Annotated in this window: 23 protein-coding genes; 13 read left to right on the top strand and 10 right to left on the bottom strand. The window is 44.1% G+C overall.

The annotated features are described in order from the left end of the window. The first annotated feature begins 249 nt into the window (after positions 1 to 249). Positions 250 to 561 carry a metalloregulator ArsR/SmtB family transcription factor gene (locus RMO55_RS02135; protein ID WP_310422778.1) on the top strand — a complete coding sequence of 104 codons (312 nt, stop codon included), beginning with the start codon at positions 250 to 252 and terminating at the stop codon, positions 559 to 561. Between the two features lie 458 nt (positions 562 to 1019). After that, the gene (locus RMO55_RS02130; protein ID WP_310422775.1) at positions 1020 to 1793 is read left to right on the top strand and encodes a sterol desaturase family protein; all 774 of its coding nucleotides are present in this window, start codon (positions 1020 to 1022) and stop codon (positions 1791 to 1793) included. 10 nt (positions 1794 to 1803) lie between these two features. Here the strand turns inward: RMO55_RS02130 and RMO55_RS02125 are convergent, their stop codons facing one another. Next, the gene (locus RMO55_RS02125) at positions 1804 to 2481 is read right to left on the bottom strand and encodes a L,D-transpeptidase (protein WP_310422773.1); all 678 of its coding nucleotides are present in this window, start codon (positions 2479 to 2481) and stop codon (positions 1804 to 1806) included. A 186-nt stretch (positions 2482 to 2667) separates the two neighbouring features. Here RMO55_RS02125 and dxs point away from each other — a divergent pair, with 186 nt between their 5' ends. Further along, positions 2668 to 4578, top strand: a complete 1911-nt coding sequence (gene dxs / locus RMO55_RS02120; RefSeq protein WP_310422770.1) for a 1-deoxy-D-xylulose-5-phosphate synthase — start codon at positions 2668 to 2670, stop codon at positions 4576 to 4578. A 305-nt stretch (positions 4579 to 4883) separates the two neighbouring features. Here dxs and RMO55_RS02115 read toward each other — a convergent pair whose 3' ends face one another. Together RMO55_RS02115 and RMO55_RS02110 are read right to left on the bottom strand one after the other, a co-directional pair. Continuing rightward, the gene (locus RMO55_RS02115) at positions 4884 to 5279 is read right to left on the bottom strand and encodes a thioredoxin family protein (protein WP_310422767.1); all 396 of its coding nucleotides are present in this window, start codon (positions 5277 to 5279) and stop codon (positions 4884 to 4886) included. 331 nt (positions 5280 to 5610) lie between these two features. Then, complete coding sequence (locus tag RMO55_RS02110; protein ID WP_310422764.1) at positions 5611 to 6324, bottom strand: NnrU family protein; 714 nt, start codon at positions 6322 to 6324, stop codon at positions 5611 to 5613. Between the two features lie 169 nt (positions 6325 to 6493). On the opposite strand from RMO55_RS02110, the gene RMO55_RS02105 reads away from it, so the two are divergent. After that, complete coding sequence (locus RMO55_RS02105) at positions 6494 to 7669, top strand: hypothetical protein (RefSeq protein ID WP_310422761.1); 1176 nt, start codon at positions 6494 to 6496, stop codon at positions 7667 to 7669. A gap of 129 nt (positions 7670 to 7798) precedes the next feature. Here RMO55_RS02105 and RMO55_RS02100 read toward each other — a convergent pair whose 3' ends face one another. Beyond that, positions 7799 to 8242, bottom strand: coding sequence for a hypothetical protein (locus RMO55_RS02100; RefSeq protein ID WP_310422759.1), 444 nt, complete (start codon positions 8240 to 8242; stop codon positions 7799 to 7801). A 269-nt stretch (positions 8243 to 8511) separates the two neighbouring features. On the opposite strand from RMO55_RS02100, the gene RMO55_RS02095 reads away from it, so the two are divergent. Continuing rightward, complete coding sequence (locus RMO55_RS02095) at positions 8512 to 9225, top strand: triacylglycerol lipase (RefSeq protein ID WP_310422756.1); 714 nt, start codon at positions 8512 to 8514, stop codon at positions 9223 to 9225. 143 nt (positions 9226 to 9368) lie between these two features. Here RMO55_RS02095 and RMO55_RS02090 read toward each other — a convergent pair whose 3' ends face one another. Beyond that, positions 9369 to 9794, bottom strand: a complete 426-nt coding sequence (locus RMO55_RS02090; protein ID WP_310422752.1) for a VOC family protein — start codon at positions 9792 to 9794, stop codon at positions 9369 to 9371. A 217-nt stretch (positions 9795 to 10011) separates the two neighbouring features. On the opposite strand from RMO55_RS02090, the gene RMO55_RS02085 reads away from it, so the two are divergent. Then, complete coding sequence (locus RMO55_RS02085) at positions 10012 to 10419, top strand: hypothetical protein (RefSeq protein ID WP_310422750.1); 408 nt, start codon at positions 10012 to 10014, stop codon at positions 10417 to 10419. 47 nt (positions 10420 to 10466) lie between these two features. Here RMO55_RS02085 and RMO55_RS02080 read toward each other — a convergent pair whose 3' ends face one another. Further along, positions 10467 to 11147, bottom strand: a complete 681-nt coding sequence (locus tag RMO55_RS02080; RefSeq protein ID WP_310422747.1) for a DnaJ domain-containing protein — start codon at positions 11145 to 11147, stop codon at positions 10467 to 10469. A gap of 124 nt (positions 11148 to 11271) precedes the next feature. Continuing rightward, complete coding sequence (gene cysK, locus RMO55_RS02075) at positions 11272 to 12222, bottom strand: cysteine synthase A (RefSeq protein ID WP_310422743.1); 951 nt, start codon at positions 12220 to 12222, stop codon at positions 11272 to 11274. 540 nt (positions 12223 to 12762) lie between these two features. Here cysK and RMO55_RS02070 point away from each other — a divergent pair. From RMO55_RS02070 to RMO55_RS02045, 6 genes are all read left to right on the top strand, one after another. Further along, entirely contained in the window at positions 12763 to 15291 is a 2529-nt protein-coding gene (locus RMO55_RS02070; RefSeq protein WP_310422740.1) for a WD40 repeat domain-containing protein, read from the top strand. A gap of 151 nt (positions 15292 to 15442) precedes the next feature. After that, positions 15443 to 16879, top strand: coding sequence for a carotenoid oxygenase family protein (locus RMO55_RS02065; RefSeq protein ID WP_310422737.1), 1437 nt, complete (start codon positions 15443 to 15445; stop codon positions 16877 to 16879). Positions 16880 to 17615: 736 nt separating this feature from the next. Continuing rightward, a complete protein-coding gene (locus RMO55_RS02060) occupies positions 17616 to 18425 on the top strand; it encodes an SDR family NAD(P)-dependent oxidoreductase (RefSeq protein ID WP_310422733.1) in 810 nt (269 codons plus the stop codon). 220 nt (positions 18426 to 18645) lie between these two features. Continuing rightward, entirely contained in the window at positions 18646 to 19968 is a 1323-nt protein-coding gene (locus RMO55_RS02055) for a four-carbon acid sugar kinase family protein (protein WP_310422730.1), read from the top strand. A 133-nt stretch (positions 19969 to 20101) separates the two neighbouring features. After that, positions 20102 to 21283 carry a citrate synthase gene (locus RMO55_RS02050; protein WP_310422727.1) on the top strand — a complete coding sequence of 394 codons (1182 nt, stop codon included), beginning with the start codon at positions 20102 to 20104 and terminating at the stop codon, positions 21281 to 21283. Positions 21284 to 21316: 33 nt separating this feature from the next. Continuing rightward, entirely contained in the window at positions 21317 to 21853 is a 537-nt protein-coding gene (locus RMO55_RS02045; protein ID WP_310422724.1) for a cofactor assembly of complex C subunit B, read from the top strand. Positions 21854 to 21929: 76 nt separating this feature from the next. Here RMO55_RS02045 and RMO55_RS02040 read toward each other — a convergent pair whose 3' ends face one another. Beyond that, positions 21930 to 22253, bottom strand: coding sequence for a DUF3155 domain-containing protein (locus RMO55_RS02040; RefSeq protein ID WP_310422721.1), 324 nt, complete (start codon positions 22251 to 22253; stop codon positions 21930 to 21932). 420 nt (positions 22254 to 22673) lie between these two features. Between RMO55_RS02040 and RMO55_RS02035 the strand changes: the two genes are divergently transcribed. Further along, the gene (locus tag RMO55_RS02035) at positions 22674 to 23987 is read left to right on the top strand and encodes a GAF domain-containing sensor histidine kinase (RefSeq protein ID WP_310422718.1); all 1314 of its coding nucleotides are present in this window, start codon (positions 22674 to 22676) and stop codon (positions 23985 to 23987) included. A gap of 314 nt (positions 23988 to 24301) precedes the next feature. On the opposite strand, the gene RMO55_RS02030 is transcribed toward RMO55_RS02035, so the two are convergent. Continuing rightward, the gene (locus tag RMO55_RS02030; RefSeq protein WP_310422715.1) at positions 24302 to 24685 is read right to left on the bottom strand and encodes a DUF2809 domain-containing protein; all 384 of its coding nucleotides are present in this window, start codon (positions 24683 to 24685) and stop codon (positions 24302 to 24304) included. Positions 24686 to 24909: 224 nt separating this feature from the next. After that, complete coding sequence (locus tag RMO55_RS02025; protein WP_310422712.1) at positions 24910 to 25893, bottom strand: hypothetical protein; 984 nt, start codon at positions 25891 to 25893, stop codon at positions 24910 to 24912. Between the last annotated feature and the right edge of the window lie 145 nt (positions 25894 to 26038).

Raw genomic sequence — 26038 nt, 5'->3', positions numbered from 1 at the left:
CGAGTCAATGGTGCCATTAGTATCCGATTGGGGATAGTCAATGCACCAAGTTTCAGGGGTGTAAACAGATGGGTAAATATCATAGCTAACTTAAATAGTCTTGAAGAGTTAGGTTAGTTTGCTCGATCTATTTCGATAATTCGATGTTCTCGAACTATTAAACTATATCAACCAATATGAGATAATGCAAGTAGCTCCCGATCGAGTTAGAGATCGACAGCATATCTGCAACTGTCAAACCCACACACCATGCGCCCCTTCTACCACCCCCAATCCGAAGATATCTCCCTCGTCGGCGTACTATACGCGCTGGGAGATCCGGTGCGGTTGCAGATTGTCCAACGATTGGCTCAAACAGGGGAGTTAACTTGCTCGGATCTAGATTGCTCTGTCGCCAAATCTACTATGTCCCACCATTTCAAAATCTTGCGCGAATCGGGGTTGGTGTTGACGCGGAAGGAAGGAACTCAACACATTAATACGCTCCGATCTGCCGATCTCGACAGGCTTTATCCAGGACTCTTGGCAGTGGTATTACGTTCTTCTGTTACTACTGAATAATGCTGTTTTTGGGCTATAAGAATTTAATAATAATGGTTAAACTCTAGCTGGTGGGCACTGCCCAGCCTACAAAAATTTACTGATTTTCTATTTTAACAAAAGATACATTAAAAGTCTTATGGAAATACTTGATGCCTTTCATTTTCAAACCTCAACGGAAAGGCTTACCGTCTGCGATAGCAATCAAGACGGTTCAACATAGATGGGTACAGAAACCCGACTTCTCGAAGAAGTCAGGTTTCTTGCAGTAATGGCTATTTTACTATTCGCTGCTTGTGGCAAGGAGATCATTAAAATGGCTCAGAAAATCTAGCGATATTGTTATTTTGCCCAGTCTCCTCACCCTATCCATCCCCATCTCCATACTCCCCGCTCGGATAATACACCCTCCCAAATCCTTGTCGATCGAATAGGATTAGAATATACGCCTAATTTCCGATTGATGAGGTAATTTTACATTGGCAGACCATCACCCATTTCTGTACTATTGGTTTGCTTTCCTCGGCATTATTTTGGGCAGATATTTTCTAGTTGCTGGTGGAACGCATCTGTTGATTCACTCAGTGCTAAAACAGTTTTTAGTCGATCGAGGAATATCGATCGATCCGCCAGTTTGGGAATCAATTCGGCGAGATATCAAATTATCACTACTTTCAACCGTTATTTTCGCACTCAGTGCAGCATTTTCGATCTTTGAGTTCGATCGAGGTGGTACTGCTTTATATGCCGATTTGGATGGATATGGGTTATGGTACTTAGGCGTTAGCTTTATAGGGGTGCTGTTGCTCCAAGATACTTATTTTTATTTTATCCATCGTTTATTTCACCACCCAAAATTATTCAAATGGTTTCATTTGGGACATCATTTATCTAAACACCCAACTCCCTGGACATCCTTCGCATTCGATCCGGCGGAAGCAATTTTTCAAGCGTTATTTTTAGTCGCGATCGTATTTACAATACCACTTCATTTCTTGACCGCGATCTCGATTATTATGACTATGACAGTTTGGTCGGTATTAAATCATCTGGGGTTTTCACTATTTCCCACTTCGGGTTGTCTGAGCTGGTCGGGACGATGGATAATCGGTCCTGCACATCATTCGGTGCATCATCATAAATGTACCAAGCATTACGGACTATATTTTACCTTTTGGGATCGATTGCTAGGTACGCAGGATGATAATTACGTAAATAATGGATTAGTAGATCGGATCGATCTCCACCAGTAATTTACAAATACTAGGGGATTATTTCGACTAAAGTACCAGATCTAGACACTCGATAAATTTCATTCACATCAGCAGTTTTGAGCGAAATACACCCCCATGTCCAGTTAGCTTGAGTGTCAATCAAATTATCTCCATTGCTAGGTACACCGTGAATACCAACATCTTTACCGATTGATGCATACCAAGGAATTTTACCAGCTTGTTTCGCGGTTAAATGTTTGCGCCATGAAGCAGCATTAGGATAATCCAACCACAAGAATTTGGACCACTGGGGATGAGGATAGAGATCTTTAAGATGAAATATTCCTTCAGGAGTGCGGCGATCTCCTTCGATAAATTTATCACCATTGGGATTGTCTCCTAAAACGACTGGATATGATTTAATCGGTCGTTTATCTTGATAGATAGTGAGGCGATATTTAGATTTTTCGATGAGAACTGAAATCCTTGCTTTGTCGAATCGACCGCCGAACAATTCATCGATCGACTTATTGCCACGAATAAGTCCAGTTTCAGGTGGTGGTTGATGATAGGTCATTTGCTTGGAACATTCCTCGCACATGATGTCACTCCATAGAGCCAACGGGAAAATATATCCCAATCGATCGCACACACTATAAACAACTCCCAATGCTCCTAAACTTAGCAAAATCACTAAGCCAGTCTTTACCGATTTATTCCACCGCATACTCGATCGATCTCCGCATCCGCTTGTAATTCTTGTTCTAATCCGTCATCCACTCTTGCTAAAATCGCTGATTCCTATTGCTAACTGTTACAACACGAGAACTTACCGATCTCAAACCTGCTAAATAAATTACAGTTAGGAGAGGTACTCATATATCGAAATCGTATTAGACGGGGAAAACTGGCTATGCACCTAAGCGAAATCACCCATCCAAACCAGTTGCACGGTTTATCTGTTCGGCAGTTAGAGCAGGTTGCTCTGGAAATCCGGGAAAAGCATCTTCAGACAGTAGCAGCTAGTGGTGGACATTTAGCCCCTGGGTTAGGCGTTGTCGAGCTGACATTGGCACTATATCAAACATTGGATCTCGATCGAGATAAAGTAGTTTGGGATGTCGGACACCAAGCTTATCCCCATAAATTAATTACGGGCAGATACAATCGTTTCCATACGCTCCGCCAGAAGGATGGGATTGCAGGCTATCTCAATCGCAAGGAAAGTAAATTCGACCACTTTGGGGCGGGACACGCCTCTACGAGTATTTCTGCCGCCTTGGGGATGGCGATCGCGCGCGACCTCAAGGGCGAACACTTTAAATGTGTAGCTGTAATTGGCGATGGCGCACTCACGGGTGGGATGGCTTTAGAAGCGATCGATCATGCTGGACATTTACCCAAAACCAATCTGTTGGTAGTGTTAAATGACAACGAGATGTCGATCTCGCCGAATGTGGGTGCGATTCCGCGTTATCTAAATAAACTGCGCGTCAGTGCGCCGATTCAGTTCCTCAGCGACAATCTGGAGGAACAGTTAAAAAATATCCCGTTTGTCGGCGAATCGATTTCTCCCGAACTCGCACGGGTGAAGGAAGGAATGAAACGTTTAGCTGTGCCTAAAGTCGGTGCGGTATTTGAAGAACTAGGCTTTACTTATATCGGCCCTGTAGACGGTCACAATCTGGCCGAATTAATTAGTACCTTTGAAGGTGCCCACAAACATGCAGGCCCAGTGATGGTACATGTTGTAACCAAGAAGGGTAAAGGTTATACAATCGCCGAAAAAGACCAAGAAGGCTATCATGCTCAAAATCCCTTTAATCTCGCCACTGGTAAAAGTGCCCCAGCAACTAAACCCAAGCCACCGACTTATTCCAAGGTATTTGCAGATACCCTGATGACTTTAGCCGAACAAAACCCCAAAATTGTCGCGATTACTGCTGCGATGGGCACAGGGACGGGCTTAGATAAATTCCAGGCGAAATTCCCAGAGCGATACATTGATGTCGGAATTGCCGAACAACATGCAATTACCTGCGCCGCTGGGTTAGCCACCGAAGGAATGCGCCCAGTAGCGGCAATTTATTCTACCTTCTTGCAGCGCGCATTCGATCAGATCGTACACGATGCTTGCATTCAACAGCTACCTGTATTTTTGTGTCTCGATCGAGCCGGAATCGTCGGTGCTGATGGCCCAACCCACCAAGGGATGTATGATATTGCCTATCTGCGTTGTATCCCGAATATGGTGCTGATGGCTCCTAAGGATGAGGGCGAATTGCAACGGATGGTAGTCACCGGAATTAACTATACCGATGGCCCAATTGCCATGCGTTACCCCCGTGGTAACGGTTATGGTGTACCGTTAATGGAAGAAGGTTGGGAAGAACTACCGATCGGTAAGGCGGAAATCCTCCGTCAGGGTGATGATGTCTTGATGATTGCCTACGGTTCGATGGTACATCCGACCCTCCAAGCCGCCCAACTCCTGAACGAGCATGGGATTTCAGCGACGGTAATCAATGCGCGGTTTGCCAAGCCATTAGATACCGAACTATTTGCGCCTCTAGCTCGAAAAATTGGCAAAGTGGTAACGGTTGAGGAAGGCTGTCTGATGGGTGGTTTCGGTTCGGCGATTGCTGAATCATTAATGGATCTCAATGTGGTAGTACCGATTAAACGGATTGGCGTACCAGACATTCTGGTAGAACACGCTACGCCAGATGAATCCCTGGGTAGTCTGGGTTTGACAAGCGCCCAAATCGCCGAGACAGTGCGAAATGCTTTCTTCACTCAAAAGCCTGTGGCTGTTGGAGTGTAGCAACCAAGCTAAATAGCTTTTAGCTGTCCTTTCCAAGGTTATCGTTTCCTTGGAAAGGATAGCTATTTAATACAGTACTTTACACTGTCATCATCGATCTATGGTTAGGGGGTGTTAGAAGGGTAGCCGCAACGCACCAAATAAACACTCTGAGCAATTAATTGCTCTTTGTAAAAGCGCAGTTTATACCCGTACAAAGAATAGTACTAAGCAGTGTAAGTTACGGAACTATCCCGAATCCCGAATCCCGACAACAAAATAATACGCCGCTTAAGGTTAGTGTAAACTGCAAGCTAACGATCTAATTATTCGATCGCCACCAATCGCCAATCAATCTGCATCGGTGCACCTCGATCTCCAATTTGCCAATTAATAGTCGCAATTCTCGTCATCCGATCCAAGTTAGCACGGAGATCTTCCCGACTATGAAATCCTTCTAGCCGATTGGCAGGCCGTCCATTCGTAAACAAAATCAAGGTGGGCAGAGTCTTTAGTCGATAGGTACTAGCTAACTTGAGGTTATCATCTGCATTAACATTAACTAATTTAATTTGCTCGTCCCAACGATCCTGAAACTGAATCAATGTTGGTTCGATTACCTTACACAATCCGCACCAAGGTGCGCCAAAATTGACCAGTACGGGAATCGATGACGCGAGAACCTCTGCCTTAAAATTCAGATCTGTTACAGAATGGATCATAAAGGGTGGTCAATCTTAGTATCAAAATTTTTGTTATATAAGTATTTATGCTAACCTAATTACCCCAATCGAGGGAATAGGGATCGGCGAATAAGTACTAGGGATCGAGACAATCGGGCTAAATCTATCCGTAAATCGACGTAAGTTTGAAACGAAGCGTGCAAAAAATCAAGCCTCGTAGAAGTAACAGATGTTGTGTCCGCAGTCGCAAATCTACAATTTAGTAGTTTTGGGCGTAAATAAAAAGACTATTCTGATGAGATTTGGGAATAGCCGCTCAATTTGTGCCGCTACTAGTCGATCGACCAGATAGAAAGTACCTCATTGCCTTTTAAAAGGATACCCTCGCAGTCATCTGAATTAACCACGGGTGTCCCCACCAAAATACAGCGACAAATACCACCACACCAAGATAGGCAGGACGAAGAAATTCGGCTAATTGCAGCGTCTGTCTGCCATCTAGAATCGCCTGGAAGGGGACAATCGAGGTTCTCGCCTTTACCAGCTCAAAATCTGATCCATACCGCTGTTCCAGGCGGTAATCCCCATGCCAGACGGCAAATAAATGATGAAGCATCAACCCGATCGACGTTACCAATGTAAAAGTAGTCCCGATCCAGAGTGTATGGGCAACACACCAAATCAATTGGCCGACCATTTGAGGATGGCGCGTAATTCGCATGATGCCCGTCTCGTAAATGCGGACTTGAGGTTTGAGCACCGCCGCAACTTCGAGTAGATTGAAAGTAGCTGGATAAAGAAACAGAAAGGAGATGAAGGATAAGATCCACACGACTGGTGCGACCCAAGGGGTGCCCTGTACCTGCCACAATTGCCAGCCATCATAGCGATGATTGAAAAAATAAATAATCAGGATCGTGGCAAAGGGAATACTCACCAAGGCAAAGATGACGCGATATAACCGCGCACCAATTTTACCCTCACCCCAGGGGCGCAAAGCCGCCAGACCACTATGAACGATCGCAAAACAGAGTAATAACCCCAACATAATCGCGTGGCTATTTGTCAATGAATCTAGAGGCATTATGTCGATAGTGAATAGTAAATAAATGACGAAAAAATCCAGTAACTAGTTAGGTTTACACGCAGATGAGGGAACTCTATATACAGAGACGAAGATGTGCCTTCTGGGACACTGCGACATCCTGACGACTTTCAAAAGACTACTCTATGCAAATAACTTTCCTAAACCTATGTTAGAGCAAGCTGCTGATGCCCTAAATCGTCAGGATTACAAGACTGCCGCTAAGTTAATCGCTACGTTAGTCGCAAAACACCCAGACGACCACCAAATACAACTTTACGCGGCACAATTGCAAGAAGCAACAAACAAACTCGATAACGCACTAGAAATTTATCGGCTGCTGCTTCAACATGCTGTCAATATTAAAATTACGACTGAAGCCCGTCAAGGGATTCAACGCATCGATCGGATCCAGTCACAAATTCAAGCAAATGCTGTAGCACAAGCCAGAGCCGGAATCGAAGACAATATCGAACCAGGATTTTTGGTGCTCGAACCGATGTCCCAGGAACAGAAGCAGGCAACGGCACCGAAATTCGCGGGGATTATGAATCTAGATCCCTACAGTGCTAGACTTCAGTTACCCCGTCGGGGTTGGCGACTGTATCGGGTCGGACAAATGGGAGAATTAGAGTTTTATCGCGATCGATTGCAAACAGCAGAGATTCCCTGTTTTTGTGTCTCGAAACATGACACTCAGCAAATGTTTGTCTTTCGAGTCAGTCATTTCCAGTCATTTTATCCTAAAGCGACAATCGTCTGTCTGGACGATCGTGCCGAACTGCGAACATTTAGTTTTAACTGGTCGGAAGTTACCCAAATCGTCACGGGCATGTTGCCGATTTTTGAAGAGGTGATGGAAATAGATGCGCGCAATCGCACTCACCGCAAACCCAGAATTCTCGACTACGTTCACATCTGCGATTTACAATTGCGCGATCGTCGCAGTATCTTCAGGTTGTGTTCGCAGACCTATGATTTTTGCGATTACAAGCAGCTAATTACCCAGAATCGCACTCAATTCACTGGTGATTTAAGCAGTCAACTCAGTGGCGATCTCAGTGGCTTGTTAAATGGCGAACGCATTCCCTCGACTAGTCACGATAACTGGAAAAATCTGATTGCCCAAATCCACAAACAAGTCCCAGAAGTGCATACCCAAAGCGACTTTACACCCTTTGCGGAAACAGCAATCGGCTACCCGGAGCTACTAAATTGGATTAATCCACATATTGAATTATTACGTCGCGCTGATAGCCCTTGGGATCGAGCTTTTCAGCTTTTTAGTGCTTTATCCATGTGTAAAGATAAGAACTCCCAAATCGATCGCATTTCTACAAACTAGTACTCTTGGGAGGGTCGGGATTTGGGATTCGGGATTTGGGATATGAAGTAGTCATTTCTCTCCGCTCCCCGCTCCCCGCTCCCCGCTCTTCCCAAAATAGCACTTGGATTTACGCCGCCCAATACTGCCCTATTTGATGTTCACTGGTTTTTTGGCTTGACGTGCTAATTCTAAAAATCCATTCATATTGGCACCAGGCAGACGACGACCAGAGTTAGAGGATGGTTTAATCAAGTAGTCAGTCGCAAAGTTGGTAATTGCTGGAGCCGCAGGTGCTGAAACTGCAACAGGAGCGGGAGCTTCTACCTTTTTGAGAGCTTCAGCTTTTTTGGCAGATTTTTGATCGGCTTTAGCTGCTTTATTGTCGGCTTTTTTATCAGCTTGAGCTGCGGGTGCAACTGGAGTTGCCGCTGCTGGTGCAACTGGAGTAGCCGCTGCCGCAGGTGCTGGGGTGGATACGGGTTCCGGTTTGGCTTGAGCTTTAGCCTTAGCTTCCGATTTTGGTGGAGCGTTGTCATCTTCTATTTGGAGATAGAAGCCATCATTTTTTTTGCCAAAGAACTTTTTAAACACAGTAAATTATCTCTCTCATTACATAAATTGAATTATCAATTTTGACTGCTGGCAAGTGCAAGATAAGATTACAAAGTTTAACAAAAATTTACTTGTCAGAAAGGACTGGGTTTCTGATGATATCTGTGAAGTAGCTAAAATTCCCTGCTGTAACTATTCTCAATTTAGGCTGTGAGACAGTTGAAAAACTGTCACGAGCAGATCGATCGACCACAATCGGCTATTTTACAATTGAGACTGACACTGACATCGCCCGAACGATCTCTGATATGCAAGTAAATCCTAATCCTCATTTACCGACGACCATTGGTGTACCTCGATTCACTTCGCCTTACGGAGAGACTACGCCAACAGCTCCGTTTAGTACAAGCCGCTCTCAGGATGAGAATCGATTCGATCGCCACCCGATTCTCCTGGTACATGGCTTGATGGATACCAGCTACAAGATGCGCAAGATCGCCAGCCATCTGCGAGGTTTGGGATGGCAAGTTTTTGATATAAATCTTACCCCCAATCATGGGGCTGCCAGACTAGAAATTTTGGCGGGACAGGTAGCGGCTTTAATCGATCGAACTTTCGATCCCGATCGGCCGATCGATCTGCTAGGTTTTAGTATGGGCGGCTTAGTTGCTCGTTACTATATTCAACGGTTGGGTGGGATCGATCGGGTGCAGAGATTTATTACAATTTCTACGCCTCACAAAGGAACGATCGCGGCACATTTTTCGATGCAACCTGGTTGTATCCAAATGCGTCCCGAACATGAGTTTATACAAGATCTAAATCGGGATGTAGATCGATTAAACTCTCTTAATTTTACTTCTTTATGGACTCCTTTCGACCTAATTATTTTACCGCCGAGTAGTTCTCAACTCGGCATTGGAACAGAGCGAATGATTTCAGCACTTACTCATCCCTGGATGGTCTCAGATCCCCGCACTCTCAACGCGATCGTCGATGCCCTATCTCAACCTGTTAAATAGTTGAAAGTTGCGGTGCGCGTGCGCCCTAGTTCCCCGACGGTTGAGCGCGACAAAACAGAAAGTTGAAAGTTAAGTTTTAAGGCAGGTATTCAAACCCGCGAGACTTGTTCTTTCACACATTAATTCAGCAACGCCAATTATCCTTAGTCACCAATTCGAGTAAAATCGCTGGCACCAAAAATTGCTTCGGGGTGCGTATAGTATTTGAATTCTAATAGATTGGCAAATGGATCTTCTAGAAAGAAGGTGCGATGTTCGGTAATTTCGCCGGGAAAGCGATGTTTTGCTGACTGATAAAACTTTAGTTGTCGAGATGTAGATCGATCGAGTAATGCTTGCCAATCGGCTAAAGTCGGAAAGACAATCCCAAAATGACGGGGATAAATTCCGGTTTGTCGGGGCACAGGTTTGTCAGTAATATGGGCGACTAGTTGATGTCCGTATAAGTTTAAAATCATCGAATTGGTTGCTTCCCTGCCTACTGTACAGCCTAAACCATCCACGTAGAATTTTTTGGTGTCTGGGATATTCTCGATCGGGAATGCCAGATGAAAGATAACTTCAGTCATGTTAATTTTAGATTATTTTAAATAGGATTGCTGATTAGGTTATCGGAAATACGATCGGAAGAATTGTAGCTGAGGAATGAGGATTGAAGAAAAGGTAGATCGATCCTTCGCCCTACCTTTAGTAGGGGCAATTCATGAATTGCCCCTACTAAAAAAAAGAGTTACAAATTATTTAATTCTCATTCCTTAGAGATATATATTAAATGGAGGACGCATCGTGATTAATCGACCTTTTTTAACTTTTGGCAAAAGTTTGAGTCTTGCTATCCTTGTTAGCTCATTATTACAGCCAGTTTTGGCTGAAACTAAAATCGATCTAGGTAACAACACTGGCACTGGGGTCCTGAAGTTATCGGTGATAGATGGAACCACCAATAAACCTGTCACCAACCGACCTACCCAAATTGATAGCCAGAATGGAATCGATTGTATTAAGGCACCATGTCCCACTAATAGCAAACATTGGGAAGGTCGAACGAATCGTCAAGGAATAGTATTTATTCCGCAAAAAGTGGTTCAATCTTATACTCTTCTCACTGTAAAAGGCTATACAGGGAAGACATTTGACAAAGATCTTCGCCAAAGTAGTGAAGCTTTAATCTTGTTGACTCCAGCATCGCCATAACACAGTAATGCGGCTCAGTAAATTACTTTCAACTTTCCACTTTCCACTTACTTAAAGCTTTTAATTCTCTTGTTGGTTTCTTTTTGCAACTGAGCCGCAATCTTAAACATCTCAGTTCCATCGTGTAAATAGCTCTCGTCATAATTCATGATGTAAAAATTCAACTCTTTAACACCGTCAGACACCTGATTAACGGTGTAGTATAAATTAGCGGCAATATCTGCTAATAATGAGGGATTGGGCATCGAATGAAAAATCTTGTCGATTTTCTGTAAATGTTTCTGACATTCAGTTACATATGCCTCAAAATTTGCCATCAATTCATCGTCGAATGGATCGGCAGAAAGTTCGCGAATCTGCGTTTTTAGTGGCTTAATAATCCACCCGATCGTGCGATTAATTGGTTGATAAACTTGATTTAACCACAAGATTAATTCTTCATCAAGTTCGTGTCCGACTGGCCGAGGACGACGGGGGATGTGAGCTGATGATTGTTGTTGGCGGGGAATTGCGACGGCTGGTTGCAGGAGGTAATCGTATTCTCTGCGCTTGCGTTCATCACCTAATACTTCATAAGCAGCATTGAGTTGAATAATACGATCGAGATTAGCTTTGCCACCATTAACATCAGGGTGAAATTCCTTGGCTAACCGCCGATAAGATTGTTTGATCTCATCGGCAGTAGCTTTTGTGGTGAGTTGAAGAACTTGGTAGTGTGTTTCTGACATTGAATTAGGCTTTAGGCTTTAGGCTTTAGGCGTTGGGTTTTAGGCTTTAGGCATTCAATGAGATCGATAATTATCTTGTTCTACTTGAATCAGCCCCTAGTACCTAATACCTAACGCCTAAAGCCTAATTTACTGATGGTTCTGGATCTTGAAATAGAGGAGTACTGAGATAGCGTTCGCCAAAACTAGGCTGAATCATGACGATTAGTTTACCTTTATTTTCGGGACGACGACCGACTTCGATCGCTGCAAATAAAGCTGCACCGGTAGAAATACCTGACAATAAGCCTTCTTCTCGTGCTAATCTACGCCCATACTCGATCGCTTGTTGGTCTGTCACCTGAATAACTTCATCGATCGATTCCAGCTTTAACACTTGAGGGACAAATCCCGCGCCAATCCCCTGAATTTTGTGAGGTCCCGGTCTTCCACCGGATAATACAGGACTATTAGTTGGTTCGACAGCGATGACTCTAAACTCTGGCTTGCGAGGTTTGAGAGCCTCAGCAATTCCCGTAATCGTTCCGCCAGTACCGACTCCAGCCACGACAATATCGACGAGACCATCTGTATCAGCCCAAATTTCTTCAGCGGTAGTCATCCGGTGAATTTGAGGATTAGCCGGATTCCGAAACTGCTGCAACATGTAAGCATGGGGAGTTTTATCGACAATTTCCTGAGCGCGACGAATACAGCCGCTCATCCCTTCACTACCTGGAGTCAGTTCCAATTGAGCACCATAAGCTTTTAATAACGCTCGGCGTTCGAGACTCATCGTTTCTGGCATCGTCAGAATCAATTTATATCCCTTCGCCGCTGCTACCATCGCCAGGGCAATACCCGTATTTCCCGATGTTGGTTCGACTAAAATTGTTTTACCAGGCGCAATCAGACCTTCCTTTTCGGCAGATTCAATCATATTGACTCCAATCCGATCCTTAACAGATGCAGCCGGATTCATGCTTTCTAATTTGACGACTATTTCCGCACCACAGCCTTCGGATTGAGGGATGCGATTGAGTCTGACTAATGGCGTGCGACCGACTAATTCGGTGATATTGTTAGCAATCTTCATAGAGAGTGGAGGATAGAGGGTAGCGGATAGGGGCGAATTAGACACCTAACTCCTAATTTTAAGCTTATCATCCTACTCAGGTTCGTCTTGAAGTTAATCTACCTTCCACCCTCTACCTTCCACCCTAAAATTATCTTCTGATAAAGCAGCTTAATTTAATGATTAGCAATTAGCTACCAAATTTTACTATTTTCTCATGATAAAGAAGCTCGATATTTGGGGAATAATGAATGTTGAGATAGTTAAATCGTTTTTGAGAGTCTCTACAGTAGAGCATTGATTCTACAAAAGGCGCGTCTACTCATACTATGTCACCATCGGCTGGGCTTCTGTCAAACCTGCTCGGATGCATAGACAGCCCTGAGCGACAACACATCAACGATTCGGCGATTTCCGACTTACATCGGTTAGTCATGTCATCAATCGCTTGAAAGACGAGAGCTTTCAATCCAAGCTACAATTGTTACTTGTTATCAAATTTTAAAAAATGCGAATAATAATACCGTCTTGCCAAAGAGTGGAGCTTAATTGCTCGAATAGTTGAGTATTCTTGCTAGTACCAAAGAGTGGAGTCTTAATCGGGAGTCAGGGATGCTGGATGCGATCGTACATAATCTAGAACAAAGCAATCACATTGCCAGAATTAAAAAGCTGGTATTCTGTGCTTGTACCAATAATTGGAGTAATGAAGCTCAACAACTGAGTACGGCTAAATTCAAAAGTTATCTCCAAGAATTGCGAGATCGCCACACTTCTATTGTGGAGCTGAAGTATTTACTTTACCGGATTGTGATAAGACTCAATCACAGTACAAATTATTATACTGTCGCCAATTTCCTAGCCCAGGAAATGGAGCCACTATACGCTCATTCACCGACAGTGGCAACTGGAGATCGAGCGATTGGCGAAGAAAGTGCCAGTTCTATATTGGCAGGTAAAGGATCTTCTTCAGTTGCTTGGGGCAAGGAAGTCATTTTTATGGTTGAAGAAGCCCAATCAGGCGCGATTCTTCAAGTCGATATGACTGTCTTGGGGGCTAATCGTCAGTTACTGGCACAGACGGTGGTAAACTTTCCAGATATTGCCCCCATGCTGTCCCAATATCAGGAATGGCAATCTCGATATCGTCGGCTCGATCCCCAGAATCATCGTTTGATGAGTAATAAAGCCGTTAGTCTCGTGCCAGAAAGAATTAATGACTGTTTGGATGCGGGCGCGATGCTGCAAGCAAATTTACATCAATGGTATAGTTCTCCAGGATTCCAGACGATCCGCGAGCGACTGGCGGCAGTTGTCGATCCCGAACGAGAAATCGGTATTATTGTGAAGAGCCGTTCCAAAATATTACTCAAGCTACCGTGGAATTCGATCTGGCAACCATTACTCGATCGATACCCGCTCGCAGAAGTTAGCTTATCACCGATTCCCTCGATCGCGGACGATTCCGCAACTGAGGAAAAATTGCAAGTTTCAGTACTATCTATACTTACTAGTGCCCAGGGAATTAAACTCGATCGCAGCAAAGAATATTTAGATGCATTGCCTTATACTGAGTCAAAATTTGTCGTTGCACCCAATCATCCTGATTTTGTCGATTTAGTCACTCAGAAGTCCTGGAGTGTAATGTTCTTTAGCAGCTATATTTCTGGCTATTTACCCAACAATCGCATCTATATCAATCACCACGATACTATCGGCATTACCGAATTCAAATATCGAATTAGGACTGCCGTCCAGCGGGGATTAAAATTACTGATTCTCAATTGTGGCGAGGGTTTAGAACTAGCAAATGAACTAGCCGATCTCCAGATTCCCAACTTGATCGTCATGCGCGAAGCCGTCCAAGATCAAGTCGCGCAGGAATTTGTCAAACTGTTTCTCAAAGCTTTTTCTGGTGGTAAATCTATCCAATTAGCCGTTAGGGATGCACGAGAACGGCTCCAAGCGATCGAAAAAGTAGTTCCAGCGGCTAGTTGTCTCCCGACGATCTGTCAACAAATTGCCGCTCCAGCCTCAAGCTGGAATCGACTCGCACATATTACACTCAAACCAACAGAGCTGTCGGGAATGTCCCAAAATTGGACTGAAGCTGAAGCCACTGGGATGGTGGTGATGGCAGATCTAGAAATGGGATTTCCGGACGTAAATGCACTTGAGCAAATTTCTTACGATCGACTCGCACTAGTACATCAACTCACTGGATATTATAGTGAAGTATATACTCTCGCCCTCAGTACTGATGGACAGTGGTTGGTGAGCGGACATGGCGATATTACGCACGTAGACGATGCAGTGAAGGTTTGGCGACTGTCCGATGGTAAATTAATTCATAATTTACTGGGTCATAGTCACTGGATTTATAGTGTCTTACTAACTACTGATGGGGAAACAATTATCAGTAGTAGTTTGGATGGAACAATTCAGTGGTGGCAACTTACAACTGGGACTAAGTTACCCCAGTTACTCGACCATAAATCGGCTGTCAATGCTATCTCGTTGACTAGTGATGGGCAAAGATTGGTAACGGGCGGAAATGATGCTTTCATCAAGATCTGGCAGCCTCAAAACGGTCTATTGATCCATCAATGTCAGGGGCATCTCCAAAATGTTGCTTGTTTGGCTACTCATCAACAGTTAATTGCTAGTGGTAGTAGCGATTATACGGTGAGATTGTGGCATATTCAGGAAGGGCGACTACTCAAAACATTATTAGGACATAGCGGTCGCGTCAGTAGCATTGTCATTACCCCTGATGGCACTAAGATTATTAGTGCTAGTCACGATTGCACCATTAAAATTTGGGAAGCAGCCACAGGCAATTTGATTAATACTCTCATGGGACACTCTAAATCGATCGCGTGTGTGGCAATTTCACCAGATGGCCGGACAATTGCCAGTGGTAGCGATGATCGTACTGTCAATATTTGGAATCTGAGTGATGGTAAACTCCTCCACACAATATCCTCACACGATCGAGCTATATTATCTGTAGCGTTTAGTGCCGATAGTCGGACAGTTGCAACTGGTAGCTATGGTGAAATCCAAGTTTGGCGAGTTCCGGCGGAATGAGGGATTGGGAGTATGGGTGTGGGAGCGTTAGGGTGTTGGGGTGTTTCTTACTCCCATACCCCCTGCTCCGTTACTCCCTGACTCCCAATCCCCGTTACTCCCATACCTTCCCTTTTGATGCGAGACTAAACTAGCAGCTTACGTTTCACTCATGTCAATTACCTCCCCACAAGTAACTATCAAACCGCTCTGGTACAAGGCTCTAGCTCGACCTGCCCCTGAATTTCCCTCTACATCACTACCAATTCTCTCCGGTGCGATTCCACCCGGCTTGTGTGGCACTCTCTATCGCAATGGCCCAGGGCGGCTAGAACGGGCTGGGACAAGAGCGGGACATTGGTTTGACGGAGATGGCGCAATTTTAGCCGTAAAGTTCGCTGACAGGGCTGCTATCGGTGTCTATCGATACGTTCAGACGGAGGGATACCAAGCAGAAAGTCAAGTCAATCGCTGGCTGTATGGTAATTATGGGATGATACCATCGGGCAAGATCTGGGAACGACGGAGTAAATTGGTCAAAAATGTGGCAAATACTGCTGTTTTGGCTTTACCAGATCGGTTATTAGCATTATGGGAGGGTGGTATTCCCCACGCGCTAGATTTAGATAGTTTAGAGACAATTGGCACAGATAGTTTAGGTTTTAATTCAGTACCATTAATTTACTCAGCACATCCAAAAGTCGATCCAATTTCTGGACATATCTATAATTTTGGGGTCTCGATCGGTGCTCAAACTCAACTAAATCTCTACGAAAGCGATCGCAGTGGTAAAGTCATCAATTATAGTCAAACTAAACTGCCTCGACTTATAACTGTTCATGATTTTCTGATGGTTGGTAAGTACTTAGTTTTTTGTATGCCGCCACTCGAAATTCAACCACTGCCAATTCTATTTGGATTGGCTAGCTACAGTGATTCGATCCGCTGGAAACCAGAATTAGGCACTCAGATCCTAGTATTCGATCGCGATAATTTAACTCTAATTAGTCGATCGATCGTTGAAACTTGGTTCCAGTGGCATTTTGGTAATGGCTATGTCGATGCTAATAGTAATATTATCTGTGATTTAGTGCGATATCCAGATTTTACAACCAATCAATTTTTGGCAGAAGTTGCTACTGGTAAAACCAAAACCGAAGCCATCGGTACGCTGTGGCAACTGATAATAAATCCTACCACTGGCAAACTAATTGGCAGTGAACAACTAATCGATCGTAGTTGTGAATTCCCCGTAGTCGAACAGTCTCAAGTCGGAAAAGAATGGCGATATACATATTTAGGCGTTCACAAACCAGACGCTATTCTCCATCAAGAATTAGTCGGTACAATCGGAAGATTCGATCGACAGACTCAAACCTTAACTACTGCTGAAATTGATAAACATTTATATCCTAGCGAACCAATTCATGTGGTCGATCGATTCGATCTTAACCAAAGCTGGATTCTAACAGTCATTTATGATGGCGAAAATCATCAGAGTGAAGTTTGGATTTACGATAGTGACAAGTTGGATGATTTTCCCGTCTGTCGATTGGGTTTACCTAGTGCGATACCGATGGGTTTTCACGGTACCTGGAGACATAATTGATAATTGAGCGGTAAGGTGTGTTAACAATAGCGCGTGTCGCTGTCTTGTCGGTTTTTTATTCGGGGGGGAACCCCCGAATAAAACCGCCGCTGTCTTGTCTCGCTAAACCGTCGGGGAACCCGACGAGCGCGAGCCGCTTCATGAATTGCCCCTACCTCCACGTAAACGTTATCCCATCTAGCATGTTTAGATCTATCGATAATGAATGCATCGCGTTTTGAAAATGTTAGTCTCTCAGAAATAATCTCACGATCGAGCGGGCCTCAATCGCACTACAACCGAGTCAAAACAGCCGATCTACAGATTAATAGCCGATCGAGCGATCCCTGAGAATTATGTAGAGATATATCACAATCGCTAAATACTGCTAATAAATGTTGCAAACACTAGATCTATTTGATAGGGTGTGATAGAGGCGTAAATCCTCACGTTAACTGTTCATCTTTACAAGAGGTGCTCCATGCTTTGTCACTTCCAGATCCCTACACTCTGAACAATTGATGCAACCGATCCGATGCTCGATCGGCATCTCTCCGAAAAATTGCTGCGAGCAGACGATCTTTCACCATTTACCACACACACTCAGTTAGTCTACAAATTCGTAGATCTAACTAACCAGCATTCGATCGAAATTTAAGTTCCCAACTCCTCACTGTATCTCCAGGGGATCTAAATCCATGTATCTATGGATCGATTCTGGGTATCCAGCGAGACCTTACCTTTGGAGGTTTTGAAAATGAAGCTACAAGGAAAAACAGCCCTCGTTACTGGGGCATCGCGCGGCATTGGACAAGCAATTGCCTTTGAACTCGCCAAACATGGTATTAAACGGCTACTACTCGTCGCCCGCAATCAACAGCGATTAGCTGACATTGCTGTAGATATTGAAGCGATGGGAGTAGAAGTTATCCCGCTAGTTGTAGATTTGACCGATCGCATCCAGGTGAATGTCGTCATCTCTCAAGCATGGCGAGACTATGGACAAATTCATTTACTCATCAACTGTGCTGGAGTCGCTCATCAAGCTCCATTCTTGCAATCTAAATTGCCACACGTTCAAGAAGAGATCGCGATCAATTTACTCGGTATGTATAATGTAACGCGCTTAATTGCGCGGCGGATGGTATCGCAACGAGAAGGTACAATTGTTAACGTTTCCAGTTTGATGGGTAAGGTAGCCGCACCAACGATGTCTACCTATTCAGCGACTAAGTTTGCCATTTTAGGCTTTACCCAAGCCTTACGCGGCGAATTAGCCAGCCATAATGTCCGAGTAATTTCGCTCTTACCCACCCTCACTGATACAGATATGGTGCGAGACTTGGAGTTATTTCGCTGGATGGTACCAATGTCTCCTCAACGAGTCGCCCAAGCTCTAATCCGTGGAATCGAGCGCGATAAGCATGAAATTATCATCGGTTGGCAAAGTCAGTTAGCCGTTTGGGGTAGCTATTTGGTGCCTCGATTAGTCGAACAAGTTATCCAGCTTGCTTCGCCACTAGCCAATCCTAAGCCGTCTTGGCTGCGAATTGGAGCCAGGGGGTGAAATTTAGGGTAGGGGCAATTCATGAAGCGGCGGTTTTATTCGGAGGTTCCCTCCGAATAAAAAACCGACAAGACATTGCCCCTACCCTAAATTTCGATATATCCCCGACTTCTTGGAGAAGTCGGGGATATGTTGTGCAACAGGGGATTTAAACACAATTTTTGGTTACTAAGTTGGTTATATTGATGAGGCAAGTAAATTTCTTCGATCGTAATTAGCTATGACAAGTCAACCCAAAATTATTGTTCTCGATGACGATCCTACCGGATCGCAGACGGTTCATAGTTGTCTGCTCTTGACTCAGTGGGATGTGGAGACGTTGAAACTAGGGTTGACTGATGCTGCACCGATTTTCTTTATCTTGACAAATACGCGCGCGCTAGAACCCAGTCAAGCAGCCGCAGTGACGCGGGAAGTTTGCCAGAATTTGAAGATCGCCATCGCAGAGGTAGGGATTGCAGATTTCTTGGTGGTGAGTCGATCGGATTCTACCTTACGCGGACATTACCCGATCGAGACTGATGTTATTGCGGCGGAATTAGGTGGCTTTGATGCTCATTTTTTGATGCCAGCCTTTTTTGAAGGTGGTAGGATTACTCGCGATAGTATTCATTACTTGCTCGTAAACGGGGTGGAGACACCAGTACACCAAACTGAATTTGCGAGAGATTCGGTATTTGCTTACAGTCATAGTTATTTACCTGATTATGTCGCCGAAAAAACTCAGGGTAAAATTCCAGCCGATCGAGTGGTACAATTTTTACTCCCAGAAGTTCGCAGTGGTAGTTTAGAACGACTGATGCAGTTAGAGCGCAATCGGTGTTGTGTAGTAGATGGCGAACAGCAATCAGATTTCGATCGATTCGCCGCAGATATTCTCGCTGCTGCTAGTCAGGGTAAAAAATTTCTATTCCGCAGTGGTGCTAGTATTCTGACATCTTTAGCTAATCTCGGTGCTCAACCGATTCCCGCAACCGAGATGTCTAAATATGTCCGCAATGGTAAACCAGGCGCGATTATCATTGGTTCCCACGTTCAAAAAACCACCGAACAACTAGCCCAACTCCTCAAAGCCCAAGGGATTGTCGGTGTCGAAATCGATGTGTCTCAATTAATCGATGATGATACGACAATTAGAAAGCAACTATTGGCTACCATACTCGATCGAATCGATACCATCCATACCGATGGAAATACCCCAGCCATTTATACCAGCCGTCAAGAACTCAGCTTCAATAGCATCCAAGCCCGACTTCAATTTGGCGAATCAGTATCCGCATTGCTAATGGACATTATCCGCGCCCTACCAGACGATATCGGCTTTTTGATTAGCAAAGGTGGAATTACCTCTAACGATACCCTCAGCAAAGGTTTAGCCCTGCCTACAGCCCGATTACTCGGACAGATCGTCCCTGGTTGTTCGGCGATCGTCACCCCACCGACACATCCCCAATTCCCCAATCTCCCCGTCGTCTTATTCCCTGGTAATGTCGGCGATGCCGATGCACTGGCGACAGCTTATCGAAGATTAGTTGGGAGTTGACACTTCGGCTACGCTCAGTGCAAGAAGTTGAAAGCTGAATTTCTAGGGTGATGGCTAAACCCCTTTACCCTTTACCCTTTACCCTATCCCCTAACAAGCTATGATTACTAGTACTAACTAATTCATAATCGTTATGACAGAAGGCGATCGCAAACCTGAATACAGACCTGGATTAGAAGGCGTTCCCGCTGCCAAATCGAGCATCAGTTATGTGGGTATCCAAACAAACGATCTTGGTGAAAAAGAAGGCGTTTTAGAATATCGCAGTATTCCGATCCAATTACTTGCTACACATGGTAACTTTCTTGAAACAGCGTTCTTATTAATCTGGGGAAGATTACCAACCGATACCGAACTCAGCGCGTTTTCTAAAGATATTTATTCCCATCGGCGGATTAAGTATCGGATCGAAGACATGATGAAATGTTTCCCTGAAACCGGACATCCGATGGACGCACTCCAAGCGTCCGCAGCCGCTTTGGGACTATTTTACTCCCGTCACATCGTCAACGATCCCAACTATATTCGTCAAGCCGTAATTAGGTTGCTGGCAAAAATTCCGACGATGGTAGCCGCATTTCAACTGATGCGCAAGGGCAACAATCCCGTTTTACCTCGCGACGATTTAGATTATGCTGCTAATTTTCTGTACATGTTGACAGAGAAAGAGCCAGATCCGCTGATGGCAAAGATCATGGATGTCTGCTTAATTCTCCACGCAGAGCACACGATGAATGCTTCTACCTTCTCTGCACGGGTGACAGCTTCTACTTTGGCAGATCCCTACACAGTGATTGCTTCGTCTGTAGGTACATTAGCAGGCCCTCTACATGGTGGTGCGAATGAGGAAGTTATTACCATGTTAAAAGAGATTGGTTCTGTCGCTAATGTGCGTCCTTATGTCGAGAAGTGTTTAGCCTCAGATCCCAAGTATAAGTTTATGGGATTCGGGCATCGCGTTTACAAGGGAGTCAAAGATCCTCGCGCGATTATTCTCCAAGATTTAGCCGAACAACTGTTTGCAAAATTTGGCTACGATCCCTACTATGACGTGGCTTTAGAATTAGAGAGCGTGTTAGAAGAGTATTTGGGCACACGGGGAATTTATCCCAATGTTGATTATTATTCTGGCTTGGTTTACCGTAAAATGGGTATCCCATCAGACTTATTTACCCCCGTCTTTGCTATCGCCAGAGTAGCTGGTTGGCTAGCACATTGGAACGAACAACTCCAAGAAAATCGGATCTTCCGTCCTACTCAAATTTACACGGGTTTGCATCAGCAGCCTTATGTGTCGATCGGGGATAGAGAGTAAAGTAAGTAATAAGTAATAAGTAATAAGTAATAAATGAACACCCCTGTTCTAACTTCGACATTCATCCTCACCCTACTTTTAGCAGTAGGGTTGTTTTTCTTTATTCGGGCTTCGACAAAACCTCGGATCGAGCAAATGGTGCTGGAGACTAGCGAATCTGAAGCAGTATTATTGCCGCGTCTCCAAGCCTATTTTACCGATCGAGCTTACCGAATTGCCGCTGTCGATCGAGATACTGATATTATCACCTTTGAGGGCTTCGTCAGTCCTAGCATCTTCTTGGCAGTGCTGTTGACTGGTTTAGCTGCAATAGGTGCCATGTGTCTGGCGTTGGTGCTGTCGATGCAATTTCCCGATATCGGTAATATATTCTTGGTGTTACTCATCGTTGCACCATTAGCTGGCTGGTTTTATTGGCAAGGCTCGGCACGCACCGAACAAGTCCGTCTCAAAGTAGAAGTGCCAAGCGATTCGCTATCTGGCACTTTGATTAAAATTAGCGGTCATCGAGATGAATTGGCAGTATTTCAGTCCGCACTGCAATTATGTGTCCATGAAGAGATAAAATAAAAAAGCACTCAAATGCGATCGCATTTGAGTGCTTGCCTATCTAAAGTCGAGATTTTAGAACAGAAAGTCAGTTTAATTAGTAAGTACTGCTGCCAACAGTCGCTAATTGACTTTCTGTTTCTGGCTCTAATGATCGCAGACTGGGGAATAGAAAATGGTTCTCTTCGACGTATTGTGCGCCAAATAGACCTTTTTCTGCCCAGAAATAACGATCGGTTGTATGCTCGTTGCGTTTAACCAACAATAGAGCTGGTGGCGTAATCCCTTCCGCCTTAATATAATTGCGCGCAGCAGTTACAGGTTTATCTTCGCCACTTTCAATACTGAACTGCGGCACCTGCTCCAAAATTCTCCGCCCTTCTTGCCGTCTCCGACTCTTCCGTTTACGTCTTCTAGCCAACAGCCTTACCTCCTCTTTGGGTTCACACAGATGTAATGTCTGTTACAAAAGCCGTCGCTATTCTATCCGCTTCATCCCAAAAACTCAACCCCCAGGTAAATACCCTCCTCATCTGCCCAAACCCACCAATATAAAGAAAAACTAAAGTTCTGTTATCTATTTGACATTAATAAGTTTTATAAAAATTTAATATTCTTAATCAAACTTAATTGAATAATTAAGCACCTATTGCCAAGTTCGATCGAACGGCTCGCCCTCTAACCGCAGAAATCATGCCAGAATGGTTTAATGGCCCAAGTTACTAGTTACAGTTTTGTAGTGTAGAGAAGGTGGGGAGGTGGGGAGTAAAAAAGCAATGAACTCTCTAACACGCCCACACGCCCACACCCCCACACCCCCACACCCCCACACCCCTCAATCGTGTCCACCACTGCGAGTTCTGAATTTATGGGTTTGTGTCGCGCACAGTTACGACTGCTAGCGGAAGGCTTGGGTGCGAGTATGAGCATTGTTTATATGACAGAAGAACTAGAGGGCGGTGGGGAGTCAAAATTATTACCCGTAGTGGTTTATCCAGAAACTGGGGCAGTCTGGTCGGAGATTGTCGATCAATTACCAGATCGACCGACGAGTTTATCATCGGATCGTGTCCCCAGACAACTAGCCAGCGAAGATAGTTCCACGGCTACATTAGCCCCACCAAAACCACCCGAACGGGATGTAGATGACTCCCAAAACCAGCGTCATCAGATCCTCCTACCACTGGTATCAGATGGGACGATTTTAGGGCTGCTGGTGACGACGCGGGAAACCCAACCGTGGAATTCAGTGGAGCAAACCGAAATTCAACATATCGCCCAAACGATCGCCTTAGCGGGTATTCTCGATCGCAGAAGTAATTGGCTCGCACTCGAACTGCGTCAAAAACAGCAGTTGCAACTTCAGCAACAAGATCTTTTACACAATTTATTGCATCAACTCCGCAATCCTTTAACAGCGATTCGGACATTTGGTAAATTATTAATTAAACGCTTGCAGCCAGACGATCCACATCGAGGTTTTGCAAGTAGTATAGTCAGAGAAAGCGATCGATTACAAGAACTATTAACCCATCTAGAAAGCGCGATCGATATTCCATTAATAACTGAAGCCGTAGTCAATACTGAGGGCTTCCCAGCATTATCGGCAAGTCAGGATGAGAGTCAATCCCACAGTGCCAATTTATTACTTCCTGAAGCTGCTTTTCGGATTGAATATTGTCAGTTAATAGATGTACTCGATCCATTAATTATATCTGCTGAAGCGATCGCCCAAGACCGAAATTTAAGTTTTTATGCTCATATTCCTCGCGACTTACCATTAGTTCAAGCTCATCCAGCCGCCTTACGAGAAGTATTGAGCAATCTGATTGATAATGCGCTGAAATATACTCCCGCAGGCGGAGAAATAGACGTAGATGTCGAACTTATCGACAGCGAAGAACCTCGGCTCCAAATCTGTATTAGGGATACTGGAATGGGAATTCCACCCCAAGATTTAGAAAAATTATTTACCCGTCATTATCGAGGTGTGCAAGCTGAAGGGAGTATCGCGGGAACTGGACTAGGACTCGCGATCGCCAAAGAATTGGTCGCACACATGCATGGTAAGATTGAAGTTACTAGCCCACCTCCAGGTGGCGATCGAGGTACTGAGTTTATGCTCTGGTTGCAATTAGTAAAAGTCGATATCTGAACGTATCAAAGTGAGGCCGCTCGAGCTGAATTTACTAAAGAACGGACATCTTACTAAGAGGTGGAACAATCAGCCCTACTTTATAAGGGGATTTAGGGATAGGCCAGCCCACGAAGTCCAGAAGATCGTATCGACTATGGGCGCAGGAAGCATCTCGCCCCGAAAATCAATAATTTGCACTATTAATAAGTAGGCGATCGCTAATACGATGGAAATTATGCCTGTAACAACTGCGACAATTTTGGAGCGATCCATATAATTTGATCGATATAAATAAAGATATGATTGCCACGATCGTATCACAAATAATCTATTTAGCGCGACTTTCTGCTCGGTCTATTTTCTAACCATAAAACTATTGCGGTACCGAGGGTATAAGCAGTAATGTCATTCCAGTCAAATGTGCTGCCTAATGCAATTGCTAAGATCCGATTGTTTTGCAACCCTAGAATACTTACGAAATTAAAATACTGAAGAATTTCCATCGTGCAAGCAAATGCTAAGATAAATAAAGCCGCGATCGACGAATGGATATTCCAAAAAGCTTTAACTAAGCAGTAAATCAGAATAACTACTAAAACATCACCGATAAAAGGACGAATAAAAGTGTCCTTTATAAAAACGGCAATAAATACTTCGACAAAAAATAGCAATAGGGTGAGACGGAAGTATTTTTTGTTAAAGGTAAGTAGAAGCATAGATATACTGTGTAAAATACATCTTAATAGATAATGCTGTTTTAGTATAATTCTTTATCTACCATCTCGATCGAGTTAGAAATAGGATGATTTATTCGTTTGTCGATCGAGGTTTGCCTGGGTGCCAAATCGCTCTTTGCCAGAACGGACCCAAGCAATATTTCGATCTGAATCTAGGGTTATTGGGTTCTCTCAATCGAGATTGTATCAATTACCTGTTATTTTTATGAAGATACGATTCTGACGATTAATTTTTGTGGGTGGTATTTAGTCACAAATTCATTAATTGCATCGCGATCGGCAGCAGTTGTCATCCCAATGCAGCCAGCCGTTCCATCGTATCCATTCCGTTTGTTGAAACTCGGATCGAGATGAATCCCTAGATCGTTGCGCCCAGTTTCAAATTTAGGAAAAATCCCAATAAAAGTTTTGCCGATTTCAGGTACGATGCCAGGTACGATTTGATTGCTGACAGCATATAAACCATCTGGCAAAGGTGCAATATTGTTGCCCAAATTGCGATCGACATTTTGACTTGAGGCTGTCCCGGATACCGCATCAAATGTTTGATAAATTTGCCCATCTACATAAGCTTCGAGAGTGTACAGGGGATTACCACGATCGTTATTACCTTTGTTTGGATCTCTAACTAATCTCAGATAATTACCACTTAAAGGTAACGGTAATCTTGTTGCAATTCTTTGCCTGGAAGTAGATTTTAATGTCCGAATGGTTCTAGCGATCGTCGCTGGAGCAGAATTGATATTTGTTGCAATTAGGTTTTTACGGTTGGAGATCGATTTCGATCGATTAGATTGTTCTTCTCCACCTAATGATAATATGGAAGACTTAAGACTGGGAACTTTTGCACTCCTCAGTCTGGATTTAAGTTTGCGATGAGATTGCTTCTCGATCGCTGGTTTCGACCGATTTTTGCGACTAGAATCCGACCAGATTGGTTCGATCGAGTTGGACTGTTCGCGATTTTCCAGCTCAGACACTCCATCATTGTCTGGAGCTATTTCGCTAGCTGAAACCGGCACCATCAGATTGAGATTTGTAACTGATGGGATTGTGTCTAAATTTTTTGATCTAGATACTCCAGCCGAAACGCGATACGAACGGTCTATTTGTTCGGCACCAGCAGGTGTCACTATATTTAAAATCGCAATAAATAATGGCAGGGCGATCGATAGGTGTTTTAGCATAGTGGAAATCGGCGGGGAGATCTAGAGAGGCGTTTGTGTGGCGTTGATGCAAAATGGTTTGTTTTTTTATTTACACTGACTACACTCAGCTATCCGGAAACTAATTCCGATTTTTGACAAATTCTCCCAGAGCGATTTCCAAACT

This window comes from Chamaesiphon sp. VAR_48_metabat_135_sub (assembly GCF_031418915.1).
Lineage (GTDB): Bacteria > Cyanobacteriota > Cyanobacteriia > Cyanobacteriales > Chamaesiphonaceae > Chamaesiphon.
This window is presented reverse-complemented; position numbering and strand designations above follow the sequence as displayed.